The organism is Nitrosomonas ureae (assembly GCF_900206265.1).
Classification (GTDB): domain Bacteria; phylum Pseudomonadota; class Gammaproteobacteria; order Burkholderiales; family Nitrosomonadaceae; genus Nitrosomonas; species Nitrosomonas ureae_C.
Window position 1 is genome coordinate 1,617,618 of sequence record NZ_LT907782.1, and the last position, 25,594, is coordinate 1,643,211.

At 43.4% G+C, this 25,594-nt stretch carries 20 protein-coding genes; 7 read left to right on the forward strand and 13 right to left on the reverse strand.

Annotated features, from left to right (window positions below; translation table 11 throughout):
• Positions 1-108: 108 nt before the first annotated feature.
• From CPG39_RS07490 to CPG39_RS07505, 4 genes are all read left to right on the forward strand, one after another.
• A complete protein-coding gene (locus tag CPG39_RS07490; protein ID WP_096292731.1) occupies positions 109-483 on the forward strand; it encodes a hypothetical protein in 375 nt (124 codons plus the stop codon).
• A gap of 126 nt (positions 484-609) precedes the next feature.
• On the forward strand, positions 610-2,037 hold the full coding sequence (locus CPG39_RS07495; RefSeq protein WP_096292732.1) for a TolC family protein: 1,428 nt from the start codon (positions 610-612) through the stop codon (positions 2,035-2,037).
• A 3-nt stretch (positions 2,038-2,040) separates the two neighbouring features.
• The gene (locus CPG39_RS07500; RefSeq protein ID WP_096292733.1) at positions 2,041-3,540 is read left to right on the forward strand and encodes an efflux RND transporter periplasmic adaptor subunit; all 1,500 of its coding nucleotides are present in this window, start codon (positions 2,041-2,043) and stop codon (positions 3,538-3,540) included.
• Between the two features lie 32 nt (positions 3,541-3,572).
• Complete coding sequence (locus tag CPG39_RS07505) at positions 3,573-6,731, forward strand: efflux RND transporter permease subunit (protein WP_096292734.1); 3,159 nt, start codon at positions 3,573-3,575, stop codon at positions 6,729-6,731.
• Between the two features lie 338 nt (positions 6,732-7,069).
• Here the strand turns inward: CPG39_RS07505 and clpA are convergent, their stop codons facing one another.
• A complete protein-coding gene (clpA, locus tag CPG39_RS07510; protein WP_096292735.1) occupies positions 7,070-9,325 on the reverse strand; it encodes an ATP-dependent Clp protease ATP-binding subunit ClpA in 2,256 nt (751 codons plus the stop codon).
• A gap of 1 nt (position 9,326) precedes the next feature.
• Positions 9,327-9,635: an ATP-dependent Clp protease adapter ClpS gene (clpS, locus tag CPG39_RS07515; protein ID WP_013646659.1), complete on the reverse strand. Its 309-nt coding sequence runs from the start codon at positions 9,633-9,635 to the stop codon at positions 9,327-9,329.
• Between the two features lie 1,368 nt (positions 9,636-11,003).
• On the opposite strand from clpS, the gene CPG39_RS07530 reads away from it, so the two are divergent.
• Complete coding sequence (locus CPG39_RS07530; RefSeq protein WP_013646657.1) at positions 11,004-11,207, forward strand: cold-shock protein; 204 nt, start codon at positions 11,004-11,006, stop codon at positions 11,205-11,207.
• 181 nt (positions 11,208-11,388) lie between these two features.
• Here CPG39_RS07530 and icd read toward each other — a convergent pair whose 3' ends face one another.
• A complete protein-coding gene (gene icd, locus CPG39_RS07535) occupies positions 11,389-12,639 on the reverse strand; it encodes an NADP-dependent isocitrate dehydrogenase (RefSeq protein ID WP_096292738.1) in 1,251 nt (416 codons plus the stop codon).
• 214 nt (positions 12,640-12,853) lie between these two features.
• Between icd and CPG39_RS07540 the strand changes: the two genes are divergently transcribed.
• Positions 12,854-13,888, forward strand: a complete 1,035-nt coding sequence (locus CPG39_RS07540) for a phosphoglycerate mutase (RefSeq protein WP_096292739.1) — start codon at positions 12,854-12,856, stop codon at positions 13,886-13,888.
• Between the two features lie 73 nt (positions 13,889-13,961).
• Positions 13,962-15,476 carry an EAL domain-containing protein gene (locus CPG39_RS07545; RefSeq protein ID WP_096292740.1) on the forward strand — a complete coding sequence of 505 codons (1,515 nt, stop codon included), beginning with the start codon at positions 13,962-13,964 and terminating at the stop codon, positions 15,474-15,476.
• 132 nt (positions 15,477-15,608) lie between these two features.
• On the opposite strand, the gene tnpA is transcribed toward CPG39_RS07545, so the two are convergent.
• From tnpA to CPG39_RS07590, 10 genes are all read right to left on the reverse strand, one after another.
• Positions 15,609-16,040 carry an IS200/IS605 family transposase gene (tnpA, locus tag CPG39_RS07550; RefSeq protein ID WP_096292741.1) on the reverse strand — a complete coding sequence of 144 codons (432 nt, stop codon included), beginning with the start codon at positions 16,038-16,040 and terminating at the stop codon, positions 15,609-15,611.
• 60 nt (positions 16,041-16,100) lie between these two features.
• Complete coding sequence (locus CPG39_RS07555) at positions 16,101-17,483, reverse strand: NAD(P)(+) transhydrogenase (Re/Si-specific) subunit beta (protein WP_096292742.1); 1,383 nt, start codon at positions 17,481-17,483, stop codon at positions 16,101-16,103.
• Entirely contained in the window at positions 17,483-17,791 is a 309-nt protein-coding gene (locus tag CPG39_RS07560; protein WP_013646651.1) for an NAD(P) transhydrogenase subunit alpha, read from the reverse strand. Before CPG39_RS07560 ends, CPG39_RS07555 begins: the two co-directional genes overlap by 1 nt.
• 78 nt (positions 17,792-17,869) lie before the next feature.
• Entirely contained in the window at positions 17,870-18,997 is a 1,128-nt protein-coding gene (locus tag CPG39_RS07565) for a Re/Si-specific NAD(P)(+) transhydrogenase subunit alpha (RefSeq protein WP_096292743.1), read from the reverse strand.
• Positions 18,998-19,304: 307 nt separating this feature from the next.
• On the reverse strand, positions 19,305-19,691 hold the full coding sequence (locus tag CPG39_RS07570; protein ID WP_013646649.1) for an Hpt domain-containing protein: 387 nt from the start codon (positions 19,689-19,691) through the stop codon (positions 19,305-19,307).
• Positions 19,692-19,697: 6 nt separating this feature from the next.
• On the reverse strand, positions 19,698-23,237 hold the full coding sequence (locus CPG39_RS07575) for an FAD-dependent oxidoreductase (protein ID WP_096292744.1): 3,540 nt from the start codon (positions 23,235-23,237) through the stop codon (positions 19,698-19,700).
• Positions 23,238-23,350: 113 nt separating this feature from the next.
• Positions 23,351-23,755 carry a response regulator gene (locus CPG39_RS07580; protein WP_096292745.1) on the reverse strand — a complete coding sequence of 135 codons (405 nt, stop codon included), beginning with the start codon at positions 23,753-23,755 and terminating at the stop codon, positions 23,351-23,353.
• 382 nt (positions 23,756-24,137) lie between these two features.
• On the reverse strand, positions 24,138-24,278 hold the full coding sequence (locus CPG39_RS14350) for a hypothetical protein (protein WP_197702866.1): 141 nt from the start codon (positions 24,276-24,278) through the stop codon (positions 24,138-24,140).
• 85 nt (positions 24,279-24,363) lie between these two features.
• Complete coding sequence (locus CPG39_RS07585; RefSeq protein WP_096292746.1) at positions 24,364-25,062, reverse strand: phosphoadenylyl-sulfate reductase; 699 nt, start codon at positions 25,060-25,062, stop codon at positions 24,364-24,366.
• Positions 25,055-25,588, reverse strand: a complete 534-nt coding sequence (locus CPG39_RS07590) for a DUF934 domain-containing protein (protein WP_172424091.1) — start codon at positions 25,586-25,588, stop codon at positions 25,055-25,057. The genes CPG39_RS07585 and CPG39_RS07590 overlap by 8 nt, the downstream gene beginning before the upstream one ends.
• Positions 25,589-25,594 lie beyond the last annotated feature (6 nt).

Sequence of the window (25,594 nt, forward strand, 5' to 3'; positions counted from 1 at the left end):
AACTCAGAATCTGAATTTTTTAATAAAATTTCCTAATTGCAAATGGCATGATAATGTGAAATGATTTCGACTATTCAAGATTTACATTATTTGTAGATTGACATATCCATGCGAAAATATCCTACTCATCCACTCATCCTTATGCTGATTATCAGTATACTGACGAATGGATTAAGCTTGTCTTTTAGAGGGGAAGTTTTCGCTCACGAACTGGATCATATCCGTCAATCCTTATCCGCGGATCCTGCGACACATCTGGAATTGCATCAGAGTAATGTAGCCTGGGATGGTGTTGATCTGGATGCAGTCACTCATCTATGTCTACACTCCGTAGGGCAATACCAGCCGTTTTTCTTTAATTCTTTTCCGCATATTCCGGATCTGATCATTACAGAAGCTATTACAGTATTCATTTCTTCATTTATTCCGGAAACCATTCCGGATTTGCCCTTGCGCCCTCCTCGAAACATTCTTCTAGGCTAGTTTAAAGAACTTTGATCGTTGTGAGTTAGATTTATTGATTCACAATCATATAGGTACAGATCAAATTAAATTTGATGATGTGCTCTATAGATCTATAAATGCATAAACAGACGACGGAGGAATTCCATGAGACTAATCAGTCTGTCTAGAACGCCATACAGTTGTGTGGCAAAAGAATTACGAATCATGATACTGAGTTGTATTCTATGTCTGGGTTTTTCATCTCAAATAGAAGCCGGTGCCGATACCTTCAGTAACGCATCAAACCGGATGAATGATTATTCCGCCACACCATCGATCAATGAGATGAGTGATCTTACGTTGCATGATGCGATCAATCTGGCATTACTTCGCAATCCGGAGCTGGCAGCTTTTTCCAAAGAAATACGCGCATTGGAAGGAGTAACGCTGCAAGCCGGGTTACTCAAAAACCCAGAATTATCGGTGAATGTTGAAAATGCTGGAAATATCCAGAAGATACGTGGTGACCTTAATGCACCCGACTCGATCGTGCAAGAAGTTGTACAGCAGGTTACGACAATACGCATTGGTCAATTAATCGAGTTAGGTGGCAAGCGTACCGCCAGAGTGAATGCCGCATTACTTGGAGAAGAACTGGCAGCCAAAGATTATGAAGCCAAACGCATCGAGATTATTGCTCGAGTTGCCAGTGTGTTCACAGAAGTGCTGGCTGCGCAGGAGCGGCTTAAGCTGGCCGCAGAAACCAATCAAGTGGCGCAAAACGTGGTCAGCACCGTCACTGGGCGGGTGCAAGCGGGAAAAGTGCCCCCCATAGAAGAAACCCGGGTGAAAATAGGCCTGTCGACGACGCGTATTGAGCAGGAGCAAGCACAACGAGATCTGATATCCGCACGCAGGCGGTTAGCGCTGTTATGGAACAGCTCCTCGCCGCAATTCAATATCGCCATTGGCGATCTGAAAATAATAATTGCACCGCCGGACTTTCACGTACTTGAAAAAAAGGTACTAGATAACCCACTGGCGCTTCGCGCCATAAAAAATATTGAGCATCGTAAAGCCTTACTGGAAGTTGAACAAACCCGCCGCATTCCCAACTTGACTTTAACTGCGGGAATCGTGAACTATGCTGTCGTCGGGGGTAACACAGCCGTAGCAAGCATAATGATGCCATTACCACTATTCGATCGCAATCAAGGCAATCTTAAAGAAGCTTATCAGCGAGTGGATAAAGCCGAAGATGAACAGACGATGACGGAACTCAGGTTGAAAACCGAATTGGCGCAGACTTATGAAGCCATGCTAGCAGCCTGGAATGAGATTAACCTATTACGCGACGAAATTTTGCCTGGCGCCAAGAATGCTTTTCATGTGATGCGCAGAGGTTATGAATTGGGAAAATTTGGCTTGCTGGAGTTGCTGGATGCGCAGCGCGTACTGTTTCAGAATCAATTGCTCCATGTCCGCGCACTGGCAAATTATCAACGCTTGCTGAATGACATAGAACGCCTGATTGCAGCGCCTATCGATAGCATTCTAAATCATCGTGGTGCAGAGAAAAAGGCTAAGGAATAAATTATGGACAAAGCGCGATTAATAGCAATTTTGAGTGTGATCACCGTTGGAATTATATTGAGTGGGTTGATTTTAACCGTGGATAAGCCATCCGGGGTTTCAATGAAGATGGAAGACACTCATGCCAGTGAAGAATCAATCGAAGATCAGATTGCTACTGGGCCAAGAGGAGGCAAACTGTTTACCGATCATGATTTCAGCGTGGAACTAACCATTTTTGAGAAAGGAGTGCCTCCCCAATTCCGGGTTTATTTATATGAAAAGGGTAAATTGTTACCACCAACCTCCGCTGCTGTTGCCATCACATTAACCCGTTTAGGCGCACCGGCGCAATTGTTTCGATTTACTCCGGAAGCGGATTATTTACTAGGGGATCAAATCGTCGAAGAACCCCATTCTTTTGATCTCGCCATTGCCGTGGAACATGACAATAAATTGATGCGTTGGAGCCATAGTCAGATTGAAGGACGAGTGGAAATACCGGATGAAATGCTAAAAAGTATGGGTATCGAGCTCCTCACTGCAGGAGCGGCGATTATCAAACCCAAACTGAGACTTCCGGGAGAGGTAATCTTCAATGAACACAACATCGTGCGCGTAGTGCCACGGGTTCCCGGCATGGTGAGTGCGGTGCATGCCCATCATGGCCAGCACGTAAAAAAAAATGATGTCCTGGTCGTCATCGAAAGCCCAATGCTGGCAGACTTGCGCAGTCAATATTCTGTGGCAAAAAAACGGCTGGTACTGGCGAAAACGACTTACGAGCGAGAAAAACAATTGTGGGAAGAAAAAATCAGCGCCAAGCAGGAATTTCTTTTGGCGGAAGAGTTATGGAATGAAGCCCAAATTGCCCTGGAATTGGCTACAACCAAATTACGCGCTTTAGGCGTGCAACCCGAATCCGGATTCTTGAAAACAAACATTACTCAGTATGAAATACGCGCCCCAATTTCCGGAATCATCATTGCCAAGGCTGTTGCTCTTGGTGAAGTGCTCAAGGAAGACAGGGAAATTTATACTGTCGCGGATGTATCGACAGTATGGACGGCTGTTACAGTTTATCCAAAGGATCTCAACGTGATTCGGGTGGGCCAGAAAGTTGCCGTTAAAGCAACGGCTTATGATATAGAGAGTGAAGGAACCGTGACTTACATCTCCACCCTGATCGGCGGACAAACACGCACGGCAACAGCCCGGGTTGAGCTGGATAATGCTGATGGCAAGTGGCGTCCCGGCATGTTTATAAACGCTGAGCTGGTGGCGGAAGAAATTGCAGTACCTGTCGCCGTTTCTGTTGATGCCATTCAAACGTTCCATGACTCGTCGGTAGTATTCGGCCGCTATGACCAGTATTTCGAAATTCGTCCTTTGAAGCTGGGGCGCAGTGATGGTGACATGGTTGAAGTCCTCGAAGGATTTGCCCGCGGTGAACAATACGCCGGGGGAAACAGTTTTGCACTTAAGGCAGAACTAGGTAAAGCGGGCACAACGCACGACCATTAAAGCATAACCTGATCAAAGCGGAAATCACCATCATGTTTGAACGCATTTTACATCTATCCATCTATCAACGCGGTATCGTGCTGATAGCGGTGCTGGCAATGGCTGCATTTGGCATCTACAACTACCTCAAACTACCTATTGACGCTGTGCCGGACATCACCAATGTGCAGGTACAAATCAACACCACAGTCCCCGGTTATTCACCTCTGGAAGCTGAGCAACGTATCACCTTTCCGATTGAGATGGCGATGGCCGGTTTACCCAATCTTGAATACACCCGATCTCTCTCGCGTTATGGGTTATCGCAAGTTACGGTAATTTTTAAGGACGGCACTGATATTTATCTGGTACGGCAATTGGTCAGTCAACGGATCCAGGAAGCCAGAAACCGGTTACCGGCCGGAATCGTACCTACGATGGGACCTATTTCCACAGGTCTGGGTGAAATCTTCATGTGGACTGTCGATGCGGAAAAAAATGCGCGCAAGCCGGATGGCACTCCGTATACAGCGACTGATTTGCGCGAGATTGAAGACTGGATTATCAAGCCGCGAATGCGTATGGTGGAAGGAATCACTGAAGTCAACTCCGTCGGTGGTTATGTCAAGCAATTTCATGTGACACCTTATCCTGAGAAATTGATTTCATTCGGGCTCACATTGCAAGACTTGGTACTTGCGCTGGAACGTAATAATCTCAATGTAGGTGCCGGCTATATTGAGAAAAGCGGCGAACAGTATCTGGTCAGAGTACCTGGGCAGGTGGTGAATCTGGCCGAAATCGGCGAGATCATTCTGAGCAGTAATCAAGGCGTGCCGATACGAATCAAAAACGTAGCTGATGTACTGATTGGCAAGGAGTTACGCACTGGCGCCGCAACCCAGAACGGCAAGGAAGTAGTGCTGGGCACGGCACATATGCTGATCGGGGAAAATAGCCGCATCGTTTCACAGGCAGCAGCGGAAAAACTGGCCGAAATCAACCGTAGCCTGCCTGCCGGTGTGGTTGCAACACCTGTTTATAACCGAACCACATTGGTCGACAAAACCATCAGCACAGTTTCAAATAATCTGCTGGAAGGCGCCGCATTGGTCATTGTCGTATTGTTCATAGCACTTGGTAACTTGCGTGCCGCCCTGATTACCGCCCTGATTATTCCCCTGTCAATGCTGTTCACTATCAGCGGCATGGTGGCCAACAATGTCAGCGCCAATCTGCTGAGCCTAGGTGCACTTGATTTTGGCATTATCGTCGATGGTGCTGTCATTATTGTCGAAAACTGTATTCGCCGCCTTTCCCTTGAACAAGGACGGCTGGGGCGAGAATTGACGCCTGCTGAGCGCTTCGAAATTGTTTTTGATGCTTCCAAGGAAGTAAGGCGGGCGCTGCTGTTCGGACAAATTATTATCATGGTGGTTTATTTACCGGTATTCGCATTGTCCGGAGTTGAAGGAAAAATGTTCCATCCAATGGCCTTCACGGTTCTACTGGCATTGTTAGGAGCGGTATTTCTATCGGTGACATTTGTACCGGCAGCCGTGGCTATGTTCCTCTCTGGAAAGATGATGGAAAAAGAGGGAGCTACCGTGCTATGGGCTAAGAAAATCTATGCCCCTACACTGGATGCCGCCATGGATAACAAGGGATTGACGGTTACCATCGCCGCTGTCATTGTGGTATTGTCCCTGTTGCTGACTACACGCATGGGCAGTGAATTCATTCCCAGTCTCGATGAAGAGGATATCGCACTGCATGCAATTCGGATACCCGGCACAAGTCTGAGTACAGCCATTGAAATGCAGAATGAGTTGGAAGCAACGATCAAGAAATTTTCTGAAGTCAGTCGGGTATTTTCTAAAATCGGTACCGCAGAGATTGCCACCGACCCGATGCCACCCAGCGTCGCGGATATTTTTATCATTCTAAAACCGCAATCCGAATGGTCTGAAAAGTATCGCAACAAAGAAGAATTAATCACGGCGATGGAACAAGCGGTACTAAAAGTGCCAGGCAATAACTATGAATTCACGCAACCGATACAGATGCGATTTAACGAACTATTATCCGGGGTGCGTGCGGATGTCGCGGTAAAAGTATTTGGCGATGATCTCGACGTGATGCTCAATGTCGCTGAACAGATTGAGAAAATCGTCAAGGCCGTTCCTGGTGCAGCAGATGTACGGATCGAACAAATCACGGGGCTGCCGGTATTATCAATTCAAATGGACCGGACAAAAATGGCGCGTTACGGTCTCAATGGCAGCGATGTACAGGATGCCATCAATATTGCGATTGGTGGCAGAACTACCGGTTTGATTTTCGAGGGCGATCGCCGTTTCGAACTGCAAGTGCGTTTACCGGAACAGATTCGCGGTGATATCGAAACACTTAAGCGCTTGCCAATCAAACTTCCGGTACTGAATATGCCCGGAGGCCAGAATACACCAGTTACCGCTTTGCCCATCTACGTCGCATTAGGCGAAGTAGCCGATCTGCAAATTGTCACAGGCCCTAATCAAATCAGCCGCGAGAACGGCAAGCGCCGGGTGGTAATCACTGCGAATGTACGTGGACGCGATATCGGCTCTTTCGTCAATGAAGCAGAAAAACTCATCGAGAAGCAAATAAAAATTCCAGCGGGCTACTGGCTTGCCTGGGGCGGACAATTCGAGCAGCTGATTCTGGCAGCGGAACGCTTGCAGATTGTCATTCCACTGGCGCTTTGTCTAGTATTTTTTTTGCTTTACACCATGCTTGGCAGCTTTCGCGATAGCTTGCTGGTGTTTAGTGCAGTTCCCTTGGCAATCACCGGTGGAATCGCGGCTTTATGGCTACGCGACATTCCCTTGTCGATTTCCGCCGGTGTAGGGTTCATCGCCATGTCTGGCGTAGCGGTATTGGATGGCTTGGTGTTGTTGTCGTTTATCCGCGATCTGCGACAGCAGGGGCTCACACTCGACGACGCCATTCGAACCGGTTCTCTCATGCGATTACGTCCGGTTCTGATCACGACTTGGGTGGAATCATTGGGTTTCCTGCCCATGGCGCTCAGCACCAGTACCGGCGCCGAAGTACAACGTACACTCGCAACGGTGATGATTGGCAGTACATTATCTCAATCTCTGTTATCTTTGCTGGTATTGCCGGTGCTGTATCGAATCGTGCATGGTAGGAATATAAGTAAGAAATAATCCAGACAAGTCTTGGACAATCCGCTTGATATGTGTCGGCAGGAAAATCCTGAGCTTGAAGAAGTACTATAAGGCAGGTTTCTCCCGGGAAAGATCGCTCTAGAAAGTTATTGAACCGCATCACCATTCTAGCAAAGCATCCTGCACAGATTATGAATAACACTGAAATAACATAGACATAACCCACTCAATATCTGTATGTTTGTATCTTGATCAAACCTGCTAAAACAGCTTCTGGGCAATTAAGAAAAAATTTTTAAACTTGGTAATGTTCCGTCATTCTCTACAAAATATACTTAAAAGATTTTTTTTGCGCGAAATAGAATTCAGTCTATCAATCAAATAATTACAGTTTCTTCTTCAAATAATAGTATTACTTTGCCATCATTATCCATATCAATCGTCACTTTACCACCATTGACTAAGCGCCCGAACAATAATTCATCGGCAAGCACACTACGAACTGTGTCCTGGATTAAGCGTTCCATGGGTCGCGCGCCCATTAACGGATCAAAACCATGTTTCGCAAGATATTTACGCAACCTCTCCGTAAACGTTGCCTCGACCTTTTTCTCTTGCAACTGACTCTCAAGCTGAATCAAAAACTTATCAGAGACTCGCAAAATAATTTCTTGATCTAAGGGAGCAAAAGAAACAATCGCATCAAGCCTATTACGAAATTCGGGAGTAAATAATTTTTTAATATCAATTAATTCATCACCAGCAGAATTTGATTTTGTGAACCCGATTGAAGATTTTGTAAGTGCTTCAGCACCTGCATTTGTTGTCATGATAATGATGACATTACGTAAATCCGCTTTACGCCCATTATTATCAGTCAATGTTCCATAATCCATAACTTGCAGAAGGATATTAAAAATATCTGAATGCGCTTTCTCAATCTCATCCAATAATAAAACCGAATAGGGATGTTTAATCACCGCCTCAGTTAATAATCCGCCCTGATCGTACCCCACATAACCAGGTGGCGCACCAATCAGCCGTGATACTGCGTGACGTTCCATATACTCGGACATATCGAAACGATGCAAATGAACACCCAAAGCATAAGCCAATTGCCTCGCTACTTCAGTTTTCCCCACACCTGTTGGACCTGTAAAAAGAAAAGAGCCAACTGGCTTTCTTGAATTACCCAGTCCGCTTCTTGCCATCTTAATAGCTGCTGTTAATGTATTAATTGCATTATCTTGCCCAAAAACAACTGCTTTCATATCACGCCCCAAAGTTTTTAACTTACTACGATCATTTGTAGAGATATTCTGTGACGGAATTCTTGCGATCTTAGCGACCACACTTTCAATTTCTCCTTTACCAATAACCTTGCGTTTCTTTGATTTTGGCAATAGTCGCTGCGCAGCACCAGCTTCATCAAGCACATCTATGGCTTTGTCTGGTAAATGTCTATCATTAATGTATCTTTCTGATAATTCTGCAGCAGAAACCAATGCGCTACTGGTATATTTAACCTTGTGGTGCTGCTCATAGCGTGACTTCAGACCTCGTAAAATGACGACTGTCTCATCCACGCTCGGCTCGTTGACTTCTATCTGCTGAAAACGCCTTGATAATGCATGGTCTTTCTCAAAAATTCCACGATACTCACTAAAAGTTGTCGCACCGATACAACGCAATTGCCCAGTATTTAGAATCGGTTTTAGCAAATTTGAAGCATCCATAACTCCACCCGAGGCAGCACCAGCACCAATAAGCGTATGAATCTCATCAATAAATAGAATTGCAGCGGGATTATCAGTCAATTGCTTCAGTAAAGTTTTTAAGCGCTGCTCAAAATCTCCCCGGTATTTTGTACCCGCTAATAAAGCCCCCATATCGAGCGAGTAAATCTGATGCTTTAAAAGTAATTCGGGCACATTCTCCTCGACAATTCGTTTTGCCAAACCTTCTGCGATTGCAGTTTTCCCAACACCTGCCTCTCCAACCAGTAATGGATTATTTTTACGGCGCCTACACAGGATTTGTATTACACGTTCGATTTCTTTTTCACGCCCCACCAAAGGATCAATTTTATTTATTAACGCCAAGTGATTTAGATTTACCGTATAATTCTCAAGCAGTCCAGCAGAGCCTAACTCATGCTCCGTATCGCTCTCATTCGCAGTTTTAGTATCATTTTCCTGTGATATTTTCTTAATACTGTGAGAAATGTAATTCACTACGTCCAAACGTGTCACGCCTCTTTGATGCAAGAAATAAACTGCATGCGAATCTTTTTCTCCAAATATTGATACTAATACATTCGCACCAGTTACCTCCTTTTTTCCAGATGACTGAACATGCAATATGGCACGTTGAATAACTCGCTGAAAACCCAGTGTAGGTTGCGTATCAACCTCTTCATCACCTTTAATTACCGGGGTATGATGTGTTATGTGATCTACTAGTACTGTTCGCAAATCTTCTATATCTACCAAACAGGCATTTAATACTTCAGCAGCACTAGCATTATCTAGCATCGCCAACAACAAGTGTTCTACCGTAATGAATTCATAGCGCTTTTGTCTCGACTCTACGAATGCCATGTGCAAGCTAACTTCTAAATCTGGTGCAATCATTTTAGTTTTCCTCCATTACACACCTCAGTGGATGCTGATTTCTTCTACTAAATTCAATGACCTGCTTGACTTTAGTACTTGCAATATCACCAGGGTATATACCACACACACCCACTCCTTCTGTATGTACCTTTAACATTATCAATGTCGCCTGTTCTTGATTCATGGAGAAAAACGACTTTAGTACTTCAACTACAAACTCCATTGGAGTGAAATCATCATTCAATAGTAAAATTTTATAAAGAGGGGGGGGTTTGTACTTAACCTTCTCTTGCGAAAGTTTAACGGTTTCAGACTTACTTTCCGTCATGAATGTTTCCTATTCAAACTGATAAATTTTCAATCATAAAATATAGTACAAAAAGACTCTACTACACTAGAGATATAAACATATTTAACGATTACGACAAAATTTTCAAGTATCTTGAGACAATTACTTTTCTCTTAATCGCAAAAATGGCATCACCACAGTATTTTAAATACAGAACGATACAAGAAATGAATCTCAAAGAAGATTAATAAAATTGGGCATCAAACTTAATTCTATTTCGGCTCAGGTTAAAAATGTTTCGCTTGTATTACTATTGCATCATTACACAATCTGTTTGAGTGCAGCAACAATGTATAGAATAGCCCTTATTTAATGCTCTGCAACTGCATCAGTGTCACCGATTCTTAAAGTGTGTTTGATTCAGTTGTTCGAAAGTTATTCACGGCCTGAAATGTAAAGCTCCATACAGCGATGATTTCAACTTTTTTGAGAGGTCATCATATGTTACAACAATATTTCTCGTTCTTTACGTTGTTGTCAATGATAATTCCTGAAAAAACAGAAACAATAAAAGCTGAATTACGAGAAGCCAGTACAGAATACAGCAATCGTTTTTCAATAAACCGTTAAATGGGTATAGCCGGAAAGTTTGTCTATAAGCAACAACATCATTCTTAATTTCACCATGGCATTATCGTTAGAATACTTTGATCGTGATTTGGTAAATTCGATGATGCATAGCTTTTCCTGCAGTCTGGCGCCTTTGCTTTGTAAAATTGACGAGCTTCGAACCGTTATGACACGAAAATCCAAGGAGATAAACGCAAGCAAATAACCTCATTGATCTCTCACTCAGATGCTCACAAACTGAATTTGTGAGCGCAATGGACCACATAGTAGAGACACCCCACTGCCCTGACTACCTTGGTTGTAGACCTTATGCGGATGTAATCGATAACCAAAGCGAAGTAAAGTACTCAACGTTTTCTCTCATGCACACCAACAGGGCGAGTATTCGGTTTATACTGCTTTATCTTAATATACGTGATCAGCTCATAAAGAAATTGCATACATTTGAGCATGACATCCTGCATCCTCTTCCAGAAATGCTCCTACTTGCGCTAGATTTGTTGTTTGTAGCGTATATTCCATTCAGGTCGATTGCTATGTCTCGCATAATGAACAAAGCAGAATCTAATCACTCAGTTTTATTCATTGGAAATGCGACAACGCCTTCAAATTCATTTCATGGTGGAGAGACTACCGCTTGACTTTAATCCAGGATTTGCGTAAAACAGCAAATGGCGTTTGGTTTCAAGTTTTTTATGGATCGATTTTGTTCATAAATAGTCTTGAATTTCAGATAGTATTAGGGTTTCCGGCCCAGTTTTTATATAGGAAGTAGAAATGGCAACAGGTACAGTAAAATGGTTCAATGATTCTAAAGGTTTTGGTTTTATTACTCCTGATGACGGTAGCGAGGATTTGTTTGCACACTTCTCGGCAATCAATATGTCTGGTTTTAAAACCCTTAAAGAAGGTCAAAAAGTGAGCTTTGATGTCACTCAGGGACCAAAAGGGAAACAAGCCTCAAATATCCAGGCCACCTAACTTTCATAACTACTGGCCTAGAAACTTAGTCTTATAATTATAAGCTGGCCAAAACAATAAAAAATTTTCTCTATATAAGAGCCCCTTTGCTTTGTTGTGCTACACCTAGCAAGGGGTATTACATTACTTTAGAGCTTTTCCATCTACCTCGATAGTCAATAAAATAACATTCCGTTAGTGCTTAACTCATAGAATTAATCATTGCATTACCAAAATCCGAGCAGGAAACTTTCTTAACGTTAGTCATCTGCCGGGCGAAATCATAAGTAACAATTCCGTTCTGAATAGTCTTTTCCATAGATTTAATAATCTTATCAGCGGCTTCAATCCAACCAATATGTCGCAGCATCATTTCCGCTGATAGTATTATTGAACCAGGATTTACTTGATTTTTTCCAGCATATTTAGGTGCTGTGCCATGTGTTGCTTCGAAAACCGCCACTATATCGCTGAGATTAGCGCCGGGTGCTATCCCAATCCCACCCACCTGCGCAGCCAAAGCATCGGATATATAATCTCCATTCAAATTCAGTGTTGCAACAACATCATACTCTTCTGGGCGAAGTAAGATTTGTTGAAGAAAAGCATCAGCAATTACATCTTTGATAATAACTCCACCCATTGTCGAGGGTAACTTCATCCACGGTCCGCCATCCAGCAGCTCCGCTCCGAATTCACGAGCAGCCAATGCGTAACCCCACTTTTTGAATGCGCCTTCAGTAAACTTCATAATATTACCTTTATGCACCAATGTAACCGACTTACGTTTGTTATCAATGGCATACTGAATCGCTCTTCGAACAAAACGCTCCGTTCCTTCTTTTGAAACCGGTTTAATACCGATACCAGAAGATCGAGGAAAACGTATACTAGTCACCCCCATATCTTTAATCAGAAAATCAATAACCTTTATCACAGATTCTGATTCCGCTTCCCATTCTATGCCCGCATAGATATCCTCAGAGTTTTCACGAAAAATAACCATATCTGTTTTTTCTGGATTTCTTAATGGACTTGGAACGCCACAAAAATAGCGTACAGGTCTCAAACAAATATATAAATCCAGTTGTTGGCGTAAAGCTACATTAATTGAACGGATTCCACCGCCAACCGGAGTTGTTAACGGACCTTTAATTGAAACCACAAATTCTTCAGCAGCTTGCAATGTCTCTTCCGGCAACCATACATCTGGTCCATAAATTTGAGTTGATTTTTCGCCCGCATAAATTTCCATCCATGAAATCTTTCGTTGCGCTCCATAAGCTTTCTCAATGGCTGAATCAACAACACTACGCATCACTGGAGTAATATCAACACCAATTCCATCGCCTTCAATAAAAGGAATTATTGGATTGTCGGGCACCACTAATGAATAATCATCATTAACCTTAATGCGCTCTCCCTTACTAGGCACCTTTATATGCTGATACATAATCTCTCCAAGAATTCAAAAATGCAATTTGCAAGAAAAATTCTGTCAATTTAAAATAATAGACTTAGCTTCTGTACATTATACGTGTAAACACAATACCTTTCCACGCCTGACCCGGTTTCATTCATACATATGGCATTACTTCGAATTTGTATCAGTATCAACCCGGCCACTGACTCTATAACACATTTTTGGAGTATCTCATTCTCTCATAATGAATATTAACCTTTTAATTCCCAATTTATTTTGGTCCGAGACTTCACAGTTAGAAATCTACGATGGTTTATCAATTCATTCTTTAGAAACACTACTATCTAAAGGCATTTCCACAGCAAATTCATCTTTTGAAATGGAAACTTGGTTGTGTAAGCAATTTAATTTGGAGCAACAACATGAAAGCTGGCCTATTGCACCATTGATGTTAAACATTGATGCTCCCTCATTGGCAAAAACAAGTAAAGATTTCTGGATGTGTGCCGATCCTGTTCATCTCCGAATTGAACAAAACCATATCATGCTAGCAGATAGCCAATCTTTCAAAATTTCTCCAGAAGAAGCGGAGCAGCTCGTACAGGACTTGAATCGGGATCTCGGTAACGCGAATTTTATTTTTTCAGCTTTCCATCCGCATCGCTGGTACATTCAAATACCTAGGGCACCTGAAATACAAACATATCCACTCAGTCAAGTCACATGCAAAAACATTAATAATTTCTTGCCGACAGGCAAAGACAGTATCATCTGGCATAAAATCTTTAACGAAGTACAAATGCTGCTGCATGAGCACCCCATTAACCAAGCCCGCGAATCTCGCGGTGAACTGATCATCAATAGTATTTGGCTTGGAGGAGGAGGAAACATACTTCAGTCAATACATTCTCCTTATACACATATATGGAGCAATGATGACTTTTCTCAGTCACTAGCACTAGCTAGCAGTATTAATCACTTAAATTTACCTATTGATGTTAACAATTGGCTCCAAACTGAGATACCGGGTAATCATCTCGTAGTATTGGACTCGCTACGCAGTCCAGCAAAATACAAGAATGCTTATGAATGGCGCGAAACTCTCAAAAATATGGAACACAATTGGTTTCTACCCTTATATACAGCAATCAAGAATGGAAAAGTTAGCCGATTAACCATAACAACATCGAACGAGATTGCTTTAAATGACTTTGTAATAACACGCTCTGATCTATGGAAATTCTGGTTATTTAATAAACCGCTTTCCACTCACAGTTAAAAAACCAAATAAAAATACTTTATATATTGTAGCAGCGCATTTTAATCTATGCCATCAGGAATAAGGAATTACCGTGCAAAAGAATCCATTATTAAATAACGTCAAACCTTACTTGACTATTTTTAGCGCATTGATTATATTGATTATTATCATTGCAGATACATATTTTACCAATGAACTCCCCTCCCATTGGTTACCTGTATTATGGTTTTTTTTGCTTTTCGCAATATTAATAGTAGTCATTCAGTTAGCGCATGCTGAGAAAAATACCAGAAACCTTGGTAATCAGCTTAGTATTACTAAGGAAAGACTCGGAAATGAGATTAAACATCGGCTTTGGGCCGAAAAAACAGCTTCAGAAAACAAGATAAAATCACAATTTATTGATGAAAATTTTCCTGTGATGTTGGCCTATTTTAATACTGAACTCCGCTGTCGATACCATAATCGAATTTTCCGCCGATGGTTTGGATTAAATCCTGATCAGATTGATGGTCATTTTTTAACAGAATTTTCAAATGAAGAATTCTTCTCTGATATTCAGAATAATATTGAAAAAATCTTAACTGGGAAAACAATACACAACGAAAGAGTTCTCAAGTCTATCAAGGGTTTTCCCTATATTTTCACAGAACAATATCTTCCTCACATTGACAATAAAGGAAAAGCTATCGGCTTCTATACGTTGCACACCCCGCGCGCGCAAGAAAAAAGTCGCACATCCTCAAAAAACAATAAAGATGAGAATAAAATAAAACTCGAGTTAAAACAACAATCTATTGTTGCTTCAACTGATAATGATATAAAGCTTCAACAAAACAATCAACCACCGTCATCAAGGCCAAGCATTACTGCTGCGCGCATTGCTCAAGCAATTGATGGAGAAGAGTTTAATCTTTATTGTCAAAGAATAATTCCCATCAAGTCTCCTAATTCATCTTCCTTACATTATGAGATTCTGATTCGAATGCATGAGGAAGAAAATAACTTGATGCCTCCAGGTTCATTTTTACCTCTCGTCGATCAATTTCAAATGATGCCTAAGCTGGATCGGTGGATCATTAGCCATATTGTTCAATGGATGTCGGCTCACCCCGGAGCCAATTCGGTATTTCACCTTAATTTGGCCAAAGATACTTTAAAAGACTTAGCCTTCCCCGATTTTATTCAAGATCAATTACGAAAAACCAAAGTCGCGGGCTCCAATCTTTGCTTCGAAATTGAGGTCTCAGATGCGAAAAATAATATAACAGATATACATATCTTCACACAAAAAATTCATGAACTAGGTTGCTTGGTTTCACTTTGCAGCTTTAGCGATAATCCTGAATCATTAAATCTACAGAGCAAAATTAAAGTGGACTACTTGAAAATTGATGGTTGCATTGTTTGCAACATACTTCGCGACGACGAAGATCTAACCAAGATAAAAACCATCCATCAGCTTGCTCAAAAAGCGAATGTCAAAACGATTGCAGAATTGGTTGAGACTGATGATATCATTGCAAAATTACAAGAAATTGGCATTAACTATGCTCAAGGATTCGGTATTGCAAAACCTCATCCTTTTAATGATCTTGACACTTAGTCTCAAATCATAAATCGCCATTCAATATATTGGAAAAAGAAGAACAGCTCTTCATGCAGTTGTTCTCCTGATTTCAGCCTACCATTAGTCAATACTTCTTCAATGAACAACCCCGCCGCAAGCGGCGGGGTATCAGAAGAGAGCGAGTTGTCTGTCTTCGTATAACTGCTGATAGACATCTCCGTGCTTTTTAACGTAATCTCTTATTGTGTCCTCATCGCCATGACGGCCAACTGTACTGACGAAATAACCATCAGTCCAGAATTCCCCGCCCCACAACTGTTTCTTCACATGAGAACATAAGCGAAATACCTCCCGCGCCGTGATACTCTTGATCAGTGTCACCAGTTTTGTGACACTGTATGCGGGAACCGACTGCACCAGAAAATGCACATGATCCTTATCTGTACCAATCTCCATGAATTTCAACTGGTAACGCCGTTCGAGATCTAAACAGACATCCCGCAACACCCCGTCCACAGCTTCATCAAATACGGCGCGGCGATATTTCGCCGGAAACACCAGATGATAAAGCAGCACTGTTACATTATGGCTCTTATGTATATTCGCTCACGCAAATATATTACGCCCCAAGGGGCGGGAAATAAATCCCGAAGAGATTCATCACAAGGCTTTGACCATATGCTCAACGACTTTTTTAGCATCCCCGAATATCATCATAGTCTTATCCATATAGAATAAGTCGTTATCAAGGCCAGCGTAACCTACAGCCATGCTGCGTTTAACCACCATAACGGTACGCGCTTTATGCGCATCCAGTATCGGCATGCCATAAATCGGGCTACCGGGAACATTCGCCGCCGGATTCACCACATCATTCGCACCCAGTACCAACACAACATCTGTGTTTGAAAAATCGCTGTTGATTTCATCCATTTCCAGGACTTGTTCATAAGGGATCTCAGCTTCAGCCAGTAACACATTCATATGTCCCGGCATACGCCCCGCTACCGGATGAATCGCAAATCGAACGTTAACGCCTTTTTCGTGCAATATTTCAGCCAATTCCTTCACAGCATGCTGCGCCCTCGCAACGGCCAAACCATATCCAGGAACAATAATGACGCTGTCAGCATTACCCATTAAGAAAGCAGCATCTTCCGCACTGCCACTGCGGTATGTCTTCTGTACACCATCATCTGTCGCCGCGGCGCTTCCGCCATCACTGCCAAAACCGCCCAATATAACTGATAGAAATGGTCGATTCATGGCCTTACACATGATATACGAGAGAATCGCACCAGAACTGCCTACCAGTGACCCTGCGATGATCAACATTGGATTGCCCAAAGAAAAACCAATACCTGCAGCAGCCCAGCCCGAATAGGAATTAAGCATGGATATCACCACCGGCATATCAGCGCCGCCAATAGGAATAATAATCAGGAATCCCAAGATGAAAGCAATTGCGGTCATTGCAATAAACGCGGTCCAGTTCGTCGTTTCGCTAAAGAAAAACCATAGACCAAATCCGATCATGATGATTGCCAACAGCAAATTAAGCATATGCTGACCGCTGAAAACAATCGGAGTGCCACTCATGCGTCCTGACAATTTCAGGAAGGCGATGACTGAACCAGACCATGTCATGGCACCAATAAAGGTACCCAAAAACAATTCCAGCTTACTACCCCCAGGAAGAATCTCTGGCAAACCGAATGAAACCGGATTATTAACCGCCGCAACCGCAATAAATACTGCTGCCAGACCAACCAGTGAATGCATAAAAGCAACCAGTTCTGGCATTGCTGTCATCTGAACACGTTGCGCTACAATCGCGCCAATGATACCTCCCATCGCAATACATCCCAGAATCAAAAGCCAGTTCTGCGTAAGCGTCAAAGTTGTGGCTACTGCAATCGCCATACCCACCATGCCAAACAAATTTCCACGACGCGCAGATTCAGGCGAACTTAGGCCTTTTAGTGCAAGTATGAAAAATACTGAAGCAACTAAATATGCAAGTGCTACCATATTTGCTGACATTACGCATTTCCTTTTTTATCTTTTTTCTTGAACATCTCCAGCATCCGTTGACTCACCAGAAATCCACCAAAAACATTGATTGCTGCCAGCGTAACCGCAGCAGCACCTAACCAAACACCCCAGTCAGTCTCAGTCGGTCCTGCAGCCAACATTGCACCGACGAGAATAATACCGGAAATAGCATTAGTCACTGACATCAGAGGGGTATGCAAAGCCGGTGTAACGTTCCACACAACATGATAACCAACAAAAACTGCCAGCACAAAAACAGTTAGATTGATAATAACCGGATCAATTTCACCAATCATATTTACTCCTTTAAAATTCGTTAACTGTACTTTCTCAATGCAACAACTAAAAAGTGTTTTTTACTTTATCGCGGGTGATTATGGCTTCCCGACAACATCTCCGCCTGCACACAACAATGTTCCCGCGATAATCTCATCTGAGCGATCTATTTTTAGTGCATCATTTTCTTGATCAAGCATCAAGTTAAGGAAATTCATTAGATTTCGTGCATATAAAGTACTAGCATCGGCTGCCACCAAACCGGGAAGATTCGCAATACCAATCAGATGTACGCCATGTTTAATCACGTTCTTATTTAGTTCGGATAATGGGCAGTTACCCCCAGCTTCAACCGCCATGTCCACAATAACCGAACCTTGCTTCATCGCCTGAACGGTACTCTCTTTGATCAAAACAGGTGCCGGACGCCCTGGAATTAGTGCTGTGGTAATAATAATATCTGCTGAAATCGCACGCTCATGAACTAATTCTCCTTGCCGTCGCTTGTAATCATCCGACATTTCAGCCGCATATCCACCTGCTGTCTCAGCCTGAGCTTTTTCTTCATCACTGAGCGGAACTTCTACAAACTTCGCTCCCAAACTCTCCACCTGCTCCTTAACCGCGGGACGCACATCAAACGCCTCAACCACGGCACCTAGTCTTTTCGCGGTTGCAATAGCCTGCAATCCAGCAACACCCGCACCCAAAACCAAAACTCGTGCCGCCTTGACAGTACCCGCTGCCGTCATCAACATTGGAAAAAATTTTTGATAGATATTTGCCGCTACGATCACCGCCTTATAGCCCGCAATGTTGGCTTGTGATGACAAAACGTCCATATTCTGCGCACGCGAAATACGCGGCAATTTCTCCATTGCAAATGCGGTCAATCCATGCTGTGCAAGTGCATTCACGCCATCCTCCTGGTGTGGAGACAACAATCCCAACAATACCGCATCCTTGCGCATCATCGCTAACTCATTGGATTCCGGACCACGCACTTTGAGCACAATTTGTGATTGCGCATACAATTCAGCCACATCAGTCACTATCATTGCACCCGCCTCTTGATAGGCTGAATCTGGAATACTGGCACCCGCACCGGCACCTAACTGGACTAAAACCTTATGAACACCCTTGGCAGTATATTTTTTCACGGTCTCCGGTGTAGCGGCTACACGCGTTTCTCCGCTGCGAATCTCTGCCGGTATGCCTATATGCATTGATAATCTCCCTTTTCTTACCTATCTGCTTGCAAATAAGAACTAATATTGAGTTAAAATCTTTTAACGAACTGCGAATTATAAATCAATTTGGGCATAATGCATTAAATGGATCAGGAAAAACTTGATATCGCATGATTTTCTGATAACTCACACAATTTTTTTGCAGTCATTAATACTACGTCGGATTAAACAATCCAGTCTGGATGGATAAATATCCCACTACTATACTTCTATCAAATTTCAATTAAGAATCCTTACGGGATCATCGGGATTAAATAATCATCGAGATTCTTTGCTAAGAATCTTATTCACTTAATTGACTCAACTCATTTTCTAATTGCTCTGTAATCTGCTTCAACAAGAGTCGAATTTTTACCATCAATGATTCAGCATCAAACCAATTGTTATTGGCACTCGCCTTCTCAAGCGCCTCGCAAATATCAGCAAAACTTAATGCGCCGATTGTTCTGGCTGAAGATTTTAATTTATGTCCTAAACGACCCAACGCTGGCAAATCTCTTTCCCCTTGCGCCACTTCCATCTCTGATAGCGTGTTATTGGCAACTTCAATAAATTTAAGGCAAAATTTCTGCACTAGCACAGAATTGTCATGAAACATCTGACGCATTCTTACTATATCAACCGGTAATGACGTATCTGGCAATGATTCTTTTTCTACTTCATTAATCACTGAAGTTCATACTCCATGCTTTAAACAACGATCGATCCATCGGTTCGTTAATTTTTCTTGAACAGTATTTTGGCGCAGACGCGTATTTAATCCAGAAAAATCCACTTGATCCAAAGGTTGATCTTGATTGAAGCAAGAAAACACATATGTAATTTTTCCTGTTTCCGGATCCTGATGCGGTTGTAGGCATTGCGCACAAATTTCCTTCATCATGCACTGCATGGGGGAATTAATCGAACCAATAGCAAAATGATCTGCCTTCAAGTAAGGTTTCAACTGGTTATGACGAGCCACACCAACAGCCGCCATCATTCGATCTGAACCAATTGCAATAATGTGATCAGCTTCAGCCAGCGCTATCGGTTGCGCACCTAATTCGCCGCTGGCATATGCCACCATTGCTTGTACGATATTCCCCACATAGCTTTTATCCTGAGAACGCGTGGCTGTAAAGCCAGGCGACTCATCGCAACACCACACGACGATATCCGCTGCAGCCTCAATTTCAGCCACTTTATATCGATCAATCAATTTCTTGTAGCCAGCAAAATATAATACTTTCGATCCCGCTGCACGCGCAGCTGCGCCAATAGAAAATAACACCGCATTGCCTAAACCGCCACCCACCAATACTACAGTCTGATTCTCGGGGATTTCCGTCGGCGTTCCGGTTGGACCCATCAGCACAACCGGTTCGCCCGGTTTCAACATCGCACACAAATTAGAAGATCCCCCCATCTCCAAAACAATAAGCGAAACCAGCCCGAGCTCGATATCCACCGACGCACCCGTCAACGCCAAACCTTCCATTGCAAGCCGGGTATCTCCAGTAATTGTTGCCAGTGTTGCATAATTCTGAAAACGGTAAAACTGACCTGGCTGGAAATGCTCCGCTGCCATCGGAGCATGCACAACAATCTCGATGATATTGGGCGCAAGTCTTTCTACTTTATGAACCGTTGGACGCAACTGAGTGTTAAGACCTGTAAAAAATTCCCGACTCGACTGACTCGACTTCGGTTTAACACGCTCCAGCACCCGGTGCACCACCGGATAACCCTGCTTGGCGCTCGACATCGCTTTCACCACATTACCTGAATAGGATGGATGCAAATCACCAAAGAAGCTTATAAAACGGCCATCCCGATCATCCCGATAACGGCTGAGCAATACCATCGGTGTCTCAGGTTTGGGATTTGCGTACTCTGGTTGCACTGGATTTCCTTCCTCATCGCAAGCAGCAAAATATCGGCCATTGAGTTTGAACAGTTTCTCATCTTCCCGTGCCAGCACTGTATTAGGTTGAGTACCAGCAGCGACCAGCAATGCATGGGCTGGTAACTCGACGTTGCCTGCATCTTGCCATTGGCCAGTTTCATCCCGTTTTTGCACACCAAATTGAACCGATTGCGTGTGTCCCCACTGATCCACATTAACGCGCTTTGGAGTCATTCCCTCAGCAAACCAGATGCCTTCTTCCAGTGCCTTTTCTACTTCCTCATGATTTAATGTATAGGAAGGACTATCGATCAGACGTTTGCGGTAAGCTATTGTCGCACCGCCCCAACCTTGCAGCAAATTGATAATATGCGGTGCGCGTCCTGCTTTTTTTGCATCCTGACGTTCTGCTCGAATAGCTCGAGCATGATTAAGGAACTCATCAGCAATTTTTTTCTCCTCATCATCCCAAGCCTCACGGACTGCGTCTTCGCCTTGTATTACTATCAGTATTTCATAGCGCTGCAGAAACTTCTCTACCTGCACCGGGTAATATGCCAATGCCTCGGTTGCGGTATCGATAGCAGTGAGACCACCACCGATTACCACCACCGGCAATCGTAATTGCATATTCGCAATCGAATCACTTTGCGCAGCACCCGTAAGCTGCAGGGCCATCAAGAAATCTGATGCGGCACGCACCCCACGCGCCAATCCATTTGGCAAATCCAAAACAGTGGGCCGCCCAGCACCTGCGGCCAGGGCAACATGGTCAAACCCCATGGCAAAAGCATCATCGGCGGTCAATGTGCCACCAAAACGCACACCTCCAAACAACGCAAATTCTTCTCTGCGCTCCAGCAGCAACCTAATTAGTTTAAGAAAATTTTTATTCCAACGCACAGTGATACCGTATTCTGCCACCCCCCCAAAACCACCCGGCATACGCTGCTCCAAGCTTTCTTCTAGCGTGCTAGCCGATCGGATCGCTTGAAATGGCACTCGCCCACCCTGTAAATTTACCCCTGAAATCTCTTCCGGCAGAAACTCAATCTTAAGCCCATCAATACCCACCACCGTGTGACCTTCGTTCATTAAATGATGTGCGAGTGTATATCCGGCCGGCCCCATACCGACCACCAACACCTTGCGGCCGGATGGCGCTTTTGGCACTGGTCTGTGTAAATTCAAAGGATTCCAGCGCGTCAATAAGCTATAAATTTCAAATCCCCATGGCAATGCCAGCACATCTTTCAGCGTTCTCGTTTCGGCTTGCGGGATATCAACCGGTTCTTGCTTCTGATAAATACAAGATTTCATGCAATCGTTACAAATGCGATGACCGGTTCCGGCACACATCGGATTATCCAACACGATCATAGCCAGACTCCCGACTGCGACTCCCTGTGTCTTGAGCTTATGAAATTCGGAAATACGCTCTTCCAGCGGACAACCTGCAAGCAGTGCACCCAGCTCACTGCGTTTGAAAGCTGGTGGTTCATCCGACGATTTAGATTTCTGCACCAAACCCTTAGAGCATGAATCTTTACCTTGCTCATGACACCAGATACAGTAATTAGCTTCATCAAGTGCACCCATCAAATCTGTTCCGGTATCGGTCAGCGCAAAACCATTGCGTTCACGCAAGTGACTTAACCGATGCACTGGATATCCTGCCGATTCATCCGTTTCTAACGACAACAGATGCTGAAAATCTAATTTGGCAGGCGACTTAAACAAAACACCTTGCCGCGTATGTTGCTGTCCAGCAGGCGTTCGCAGTGCCCAGGCAGCATAGTGGAGCGCTTTATTCAACCGGGACTCATTCTCCGCTTCCGTATCCATCCAGTGCGTCACGTTGACAGCAAAAACCAATTCAGAAAAAGCTTCCCCAAATTCTGCAGCCAGCTCCTTCTCAAGAGTCAATCCATCGATGCCAGCCAATTCTGCATCACTGACTTTTCCCTTTGCACGACGCTGAACAAACTGTCGTTTGCAAAAATATAACGGAGCCAGCTCATGATGTTGTACCGCCAGCTGCTGCACTTCATTCTCAATGTTAAACAACCGGGCAACGAAATCTTCCAGCCAAGGTGCAATTTCAATCAGCAATGCAGACTCGTCTTTCGGCAACAGATCGTCAGGATGCGCACGCGCCTGCTCTAATTTTTTATGTAGTGCCTCATCCCCGGTACGAAGAAAGTCCAGAAATACTTGATCCAATCTAACCAAGCCGTCACGACAATAGAGATCAGCGATTGTGAAACCAAAGTTAAAATTTGATAAAGTAGTTGTTGCTTCCTGTCGGGTATGAAACGTAGCATCCATTTTTGTCATAATTCCATAAATTTAATAATTATTATTACTAATGGGAAAATAAGCCATCATGATTTGCGGCAATATTGCCCGCCTAATTTCAAACACCTGAGTTTTATAACCACTCATCCTGGTAACAGCCACTTTGATATGATGATAACTAGTTGCTCCGGATCAATTGGCTTGACTAAAAAATCATTCATACCGGCACTCCGGCATGAATCTCTATAATCCTGATCCGCATTGGCTGTTAATGCGATAATCGATATTTTCGACCACTTCGGATTAGCCCTGATCATTTTTGTAGCCTCTAAGCCATCCAAAACAGGCATTTGAACATCCATCAATACACAGTCAAAATTTTCCTTACTTAACTCATCCAGTGCTTCTTGTCCGTTACTTGCAATCGATACGACAGCTCCATTATATTCGAGTAGCGCCTGGGCTACTTGTTGATTCAATTCATTATCTTCCACCACTAGAATAGTGCATCCCTTTAGTTTCAGGTCTGAGTTATTTATTATATTCATATTGTGTTGGCTCGATTTACTACTTCCCTTACAGTTCCTGCTGTATCTGTCAATTCTTGTATAGCGATATAATTTTTTTATATGCGCAGGGCAGGAATAGAGAAAAATTCACTTGTAATTTCTACAATACAAACAAACATCAAATGAAACCTAATAAATACCCTCGTGACAAAAAACCAAAAAAATAAAATGCTAAAACGTATTACGACTTTGCATTCCTGAATACAGCGCCATCTTATCTTTTTACTCGAATCTGCCATGCTGCGCACAATTTCCTATCATCCAATTATTTGACTCGCTGATCCCAAAATACAATAACCTCAGGAAAATTATGTGTCGCATCACAATGGAAATGGAAACCGCCCGGGACGAAATGCTTTTCTCAACTAAACACAATAAAACAGTAGCGACCTTCCCCGAAACATAGCAGCACAGGATTGACACATTCCGCCGCCACTTCACGCACAGTATGTATCGCCTCACTTTCCAGCGCATCAAAAGGAGTAAAGGCGCGATGATTCATTTTCTTTTCTCGACAAATAAAAATGATGCAAATTCTGGAGATATCGCTCTGACAAAAACAAACAGGGTATTGCAAATAACCACGATTATTTTGATTGAACTATCTTTTCGGTGTGTAATCCGCATTCCTTGGTTTCCGGCATCTCCCACCACCAGCGACCGGAACGTATGTTTTCTCCCGGTGTAACAGCGCGCGTACAGGGAGCACAACCAATACTGGGATAAAATTTGTCATGCAGTTTGTTATAGGGCACTTCATAGCGTTTGAGATATTCCCAAACTTCCGCATGGGTCCATTCCAGTAGTGGATTAATCTTTTGCATACGATTGTCCATATCATATGCAGACACGCTCAGGTTCGCCCGAGTTGTTGCCTGTTCACGTCTAATTCCAGTGACCCATCCTCGCTTACCTTGCAAGGCACGACGCAATGGCTCCACTTTACGGATGTAGCAGCAGTTTTTACGCAAATCAACGCTTTGATAAAAACCATTGACACCGTGCTCAGCAACATATTCCTCAACTTGCCTTACATTTGGAAAATAGATACGCAATGCCGTTTTGTAACGCTCTCGCACAGTTTGCATCAGATCATAAGTTTCTTGCGGCAAACGTCCGGTATCCAGACTAAACATTTCAATATCGATATGATGTCGATCAATGATGTCTGTCAGCACCATATCTTCAGCACCCAGGCTATTAGCAAACGCTACCGGGGCATAATCACGCACAGTTTCAGTCAGAACCGCCACAACCTGATCAACTCTATGTTGCAAATTAATCATTGAACGTACCTACAATGGAATTTCCTTTGCGTTGCGCGCGTCGGAACAGGGGCAAAACCGGATCAAAAGAAGTCTGATAAACCTCAGAGAAATCACTGAGACCTTTTAGTGCATCTTCAATCTTGCGATCCGGACGCGGCGCAAAAGCATCAAAACCAACCCGATGCATATAAAATAATTGATCACGCAATACATCGCCGATCGCCCGCAGTTCACCCTTATAGCCGAGTCGTGCACGCAAGTTATACGCAATGGAATACCCCCGGCCATCCGAAAATTTCGGAAAATCAACCGCAATCACAGAAAATTTTTGCATATCATCCTTTAAATCTTCCGCACGCTCATCACTAGCCAACCAAACGCCGATGTTCTCACGCTGCTGTAACGTTTCGCGTTGAGCTCGCCATACTTTTAGCGGAACAATGACTTTTCCGGCTGAAACTATTATGTTCTCAGCAGTATCATGCTCCTGTAGCCGCAAGACCGTCCAATCGTCCGCAACGATGGTTTTATTTTTTATGATCATATCGAT

Excerpts from the sequence above, each read along its gene's own strand:
- CPG39_RS07490 (WP_096292731.1), top strand. The coding sequence starts at position 109 with ATGCGAAAATATCCTACTCATCCACTCATCCTTATGCTGATTATCAGT.
- CPG39_RS07495 (WP_096292732.1), top strand. The coding sequence starts at position 610 with ATGAGACTAATCAGTCTGTCTAGAACGCCATACAGTTGTGTGGCAAAA.
- CPG39_RS07500 (WP_096292733.1), top strand. The coding sequence starts at position 2,041 with ATGGACAAAGCGCGATTAATAGCAATTTTGAGTGTGATCACCGTTGGA.
- CPG39_RS07505 (WP_096292734.1), top strand. The coding sequence starts at position 3,573 with ATGTTTGAACGCATTTTACATCTATCCATCTATCAACGCGGTATCGTG.
- clpA (WP_096292735.1), bottom strand. The coding sequence starts at position 9,325 with ATGATTGCACCAGATTTAGAAGTTAGCTTGCACATGGCATTCGTAGAG.
- clpS (WP_013646659.1), bottom strand. The coding sequence starts at position 9,635 with ATGACGGAAAGTAAGTCTGAAACCGTTAAACTTTCGCAAGAGAAGGTT.
- CPG39_RS07530 (WP_013646657.1), top strand. The coding sequence starts at position 11,004 with ATGGCAACAGGTACAGTAAAATGGTTCAATGATTCTAAAGGTTTTGGT.
- icd (WP_096292738.1), bottom strand. The coding sequence starts at position 12,639 with ATGTATCAGCATATAAAGGTGCCTAGTAAGGGAGAGCGCATTAAGGTT.
- CPG39_RS07540 (WP_096292739.1), top strand. The coding sequence starts at position 12,854 with ATGAATATTAACCTTTTAATTCCCAATTTATTTTGGTCCGAGACTTCA.
- CPG39_RS07555 (WP_096292742.1), bottom strand. The coding sequence starts at position 17,483 with ATGTCAGCAAATATGGTAGCACTTGCATATTTAGTTGCTTCAGTATTT.
- CPG39_RS07560 (WP_013646651.1), bottom strand. The coding sequence starts at position 17,791 with ATGATTGGTGAAATTGATCCGGTTATTATCAATCTAACTGTTTTTGTG.
- CPG39_RS07565 (WP_096292743.1), bottom strand. The coding sequence starts at position 18,997 with ATGCATATAGGCATACCGGCAGAGATTCGCAGCGGAGAAACGCGTGTA.
- CPG39_RS07575 (WP_096292744.1), bottom strand. The coding sequence starts at position 23,237 with ATGGATGCTACGTTTCATACCCGACAGGAAGCAACAACTACTTTATCA.
- CPG39_RS07580 (WP_096292745.1), bottom strand. The coding sequence starts at position 23,755 with ATGAATATAATAAATAACTCAGACCTGAAACTAAAGGGATGCACTATT.
- CPG39_RS14350 (WP_197702866.1), bottom strand. The coding sequence starts at position 24,278 with ATGAATCATCGCGCCTTTACTCCTTTTGATGCGCTGGAAAGTGAGGCG.
- CPG39_RS07585 (WP_096292746.1), bottom strand. The coding sequence starts at position 25,062 with ATGATTAATTTGCAACATAGAGTTGATCAGGTTGTGGCGGTTCTGACT.
- CPG39_RS07590 (WP_172424091.1), bottom strand. The coding sequence starts at position 25,588 with ATGATCATAAAAAATAAAACCATCGTTGCGGACGATTGGACGGTCTTG.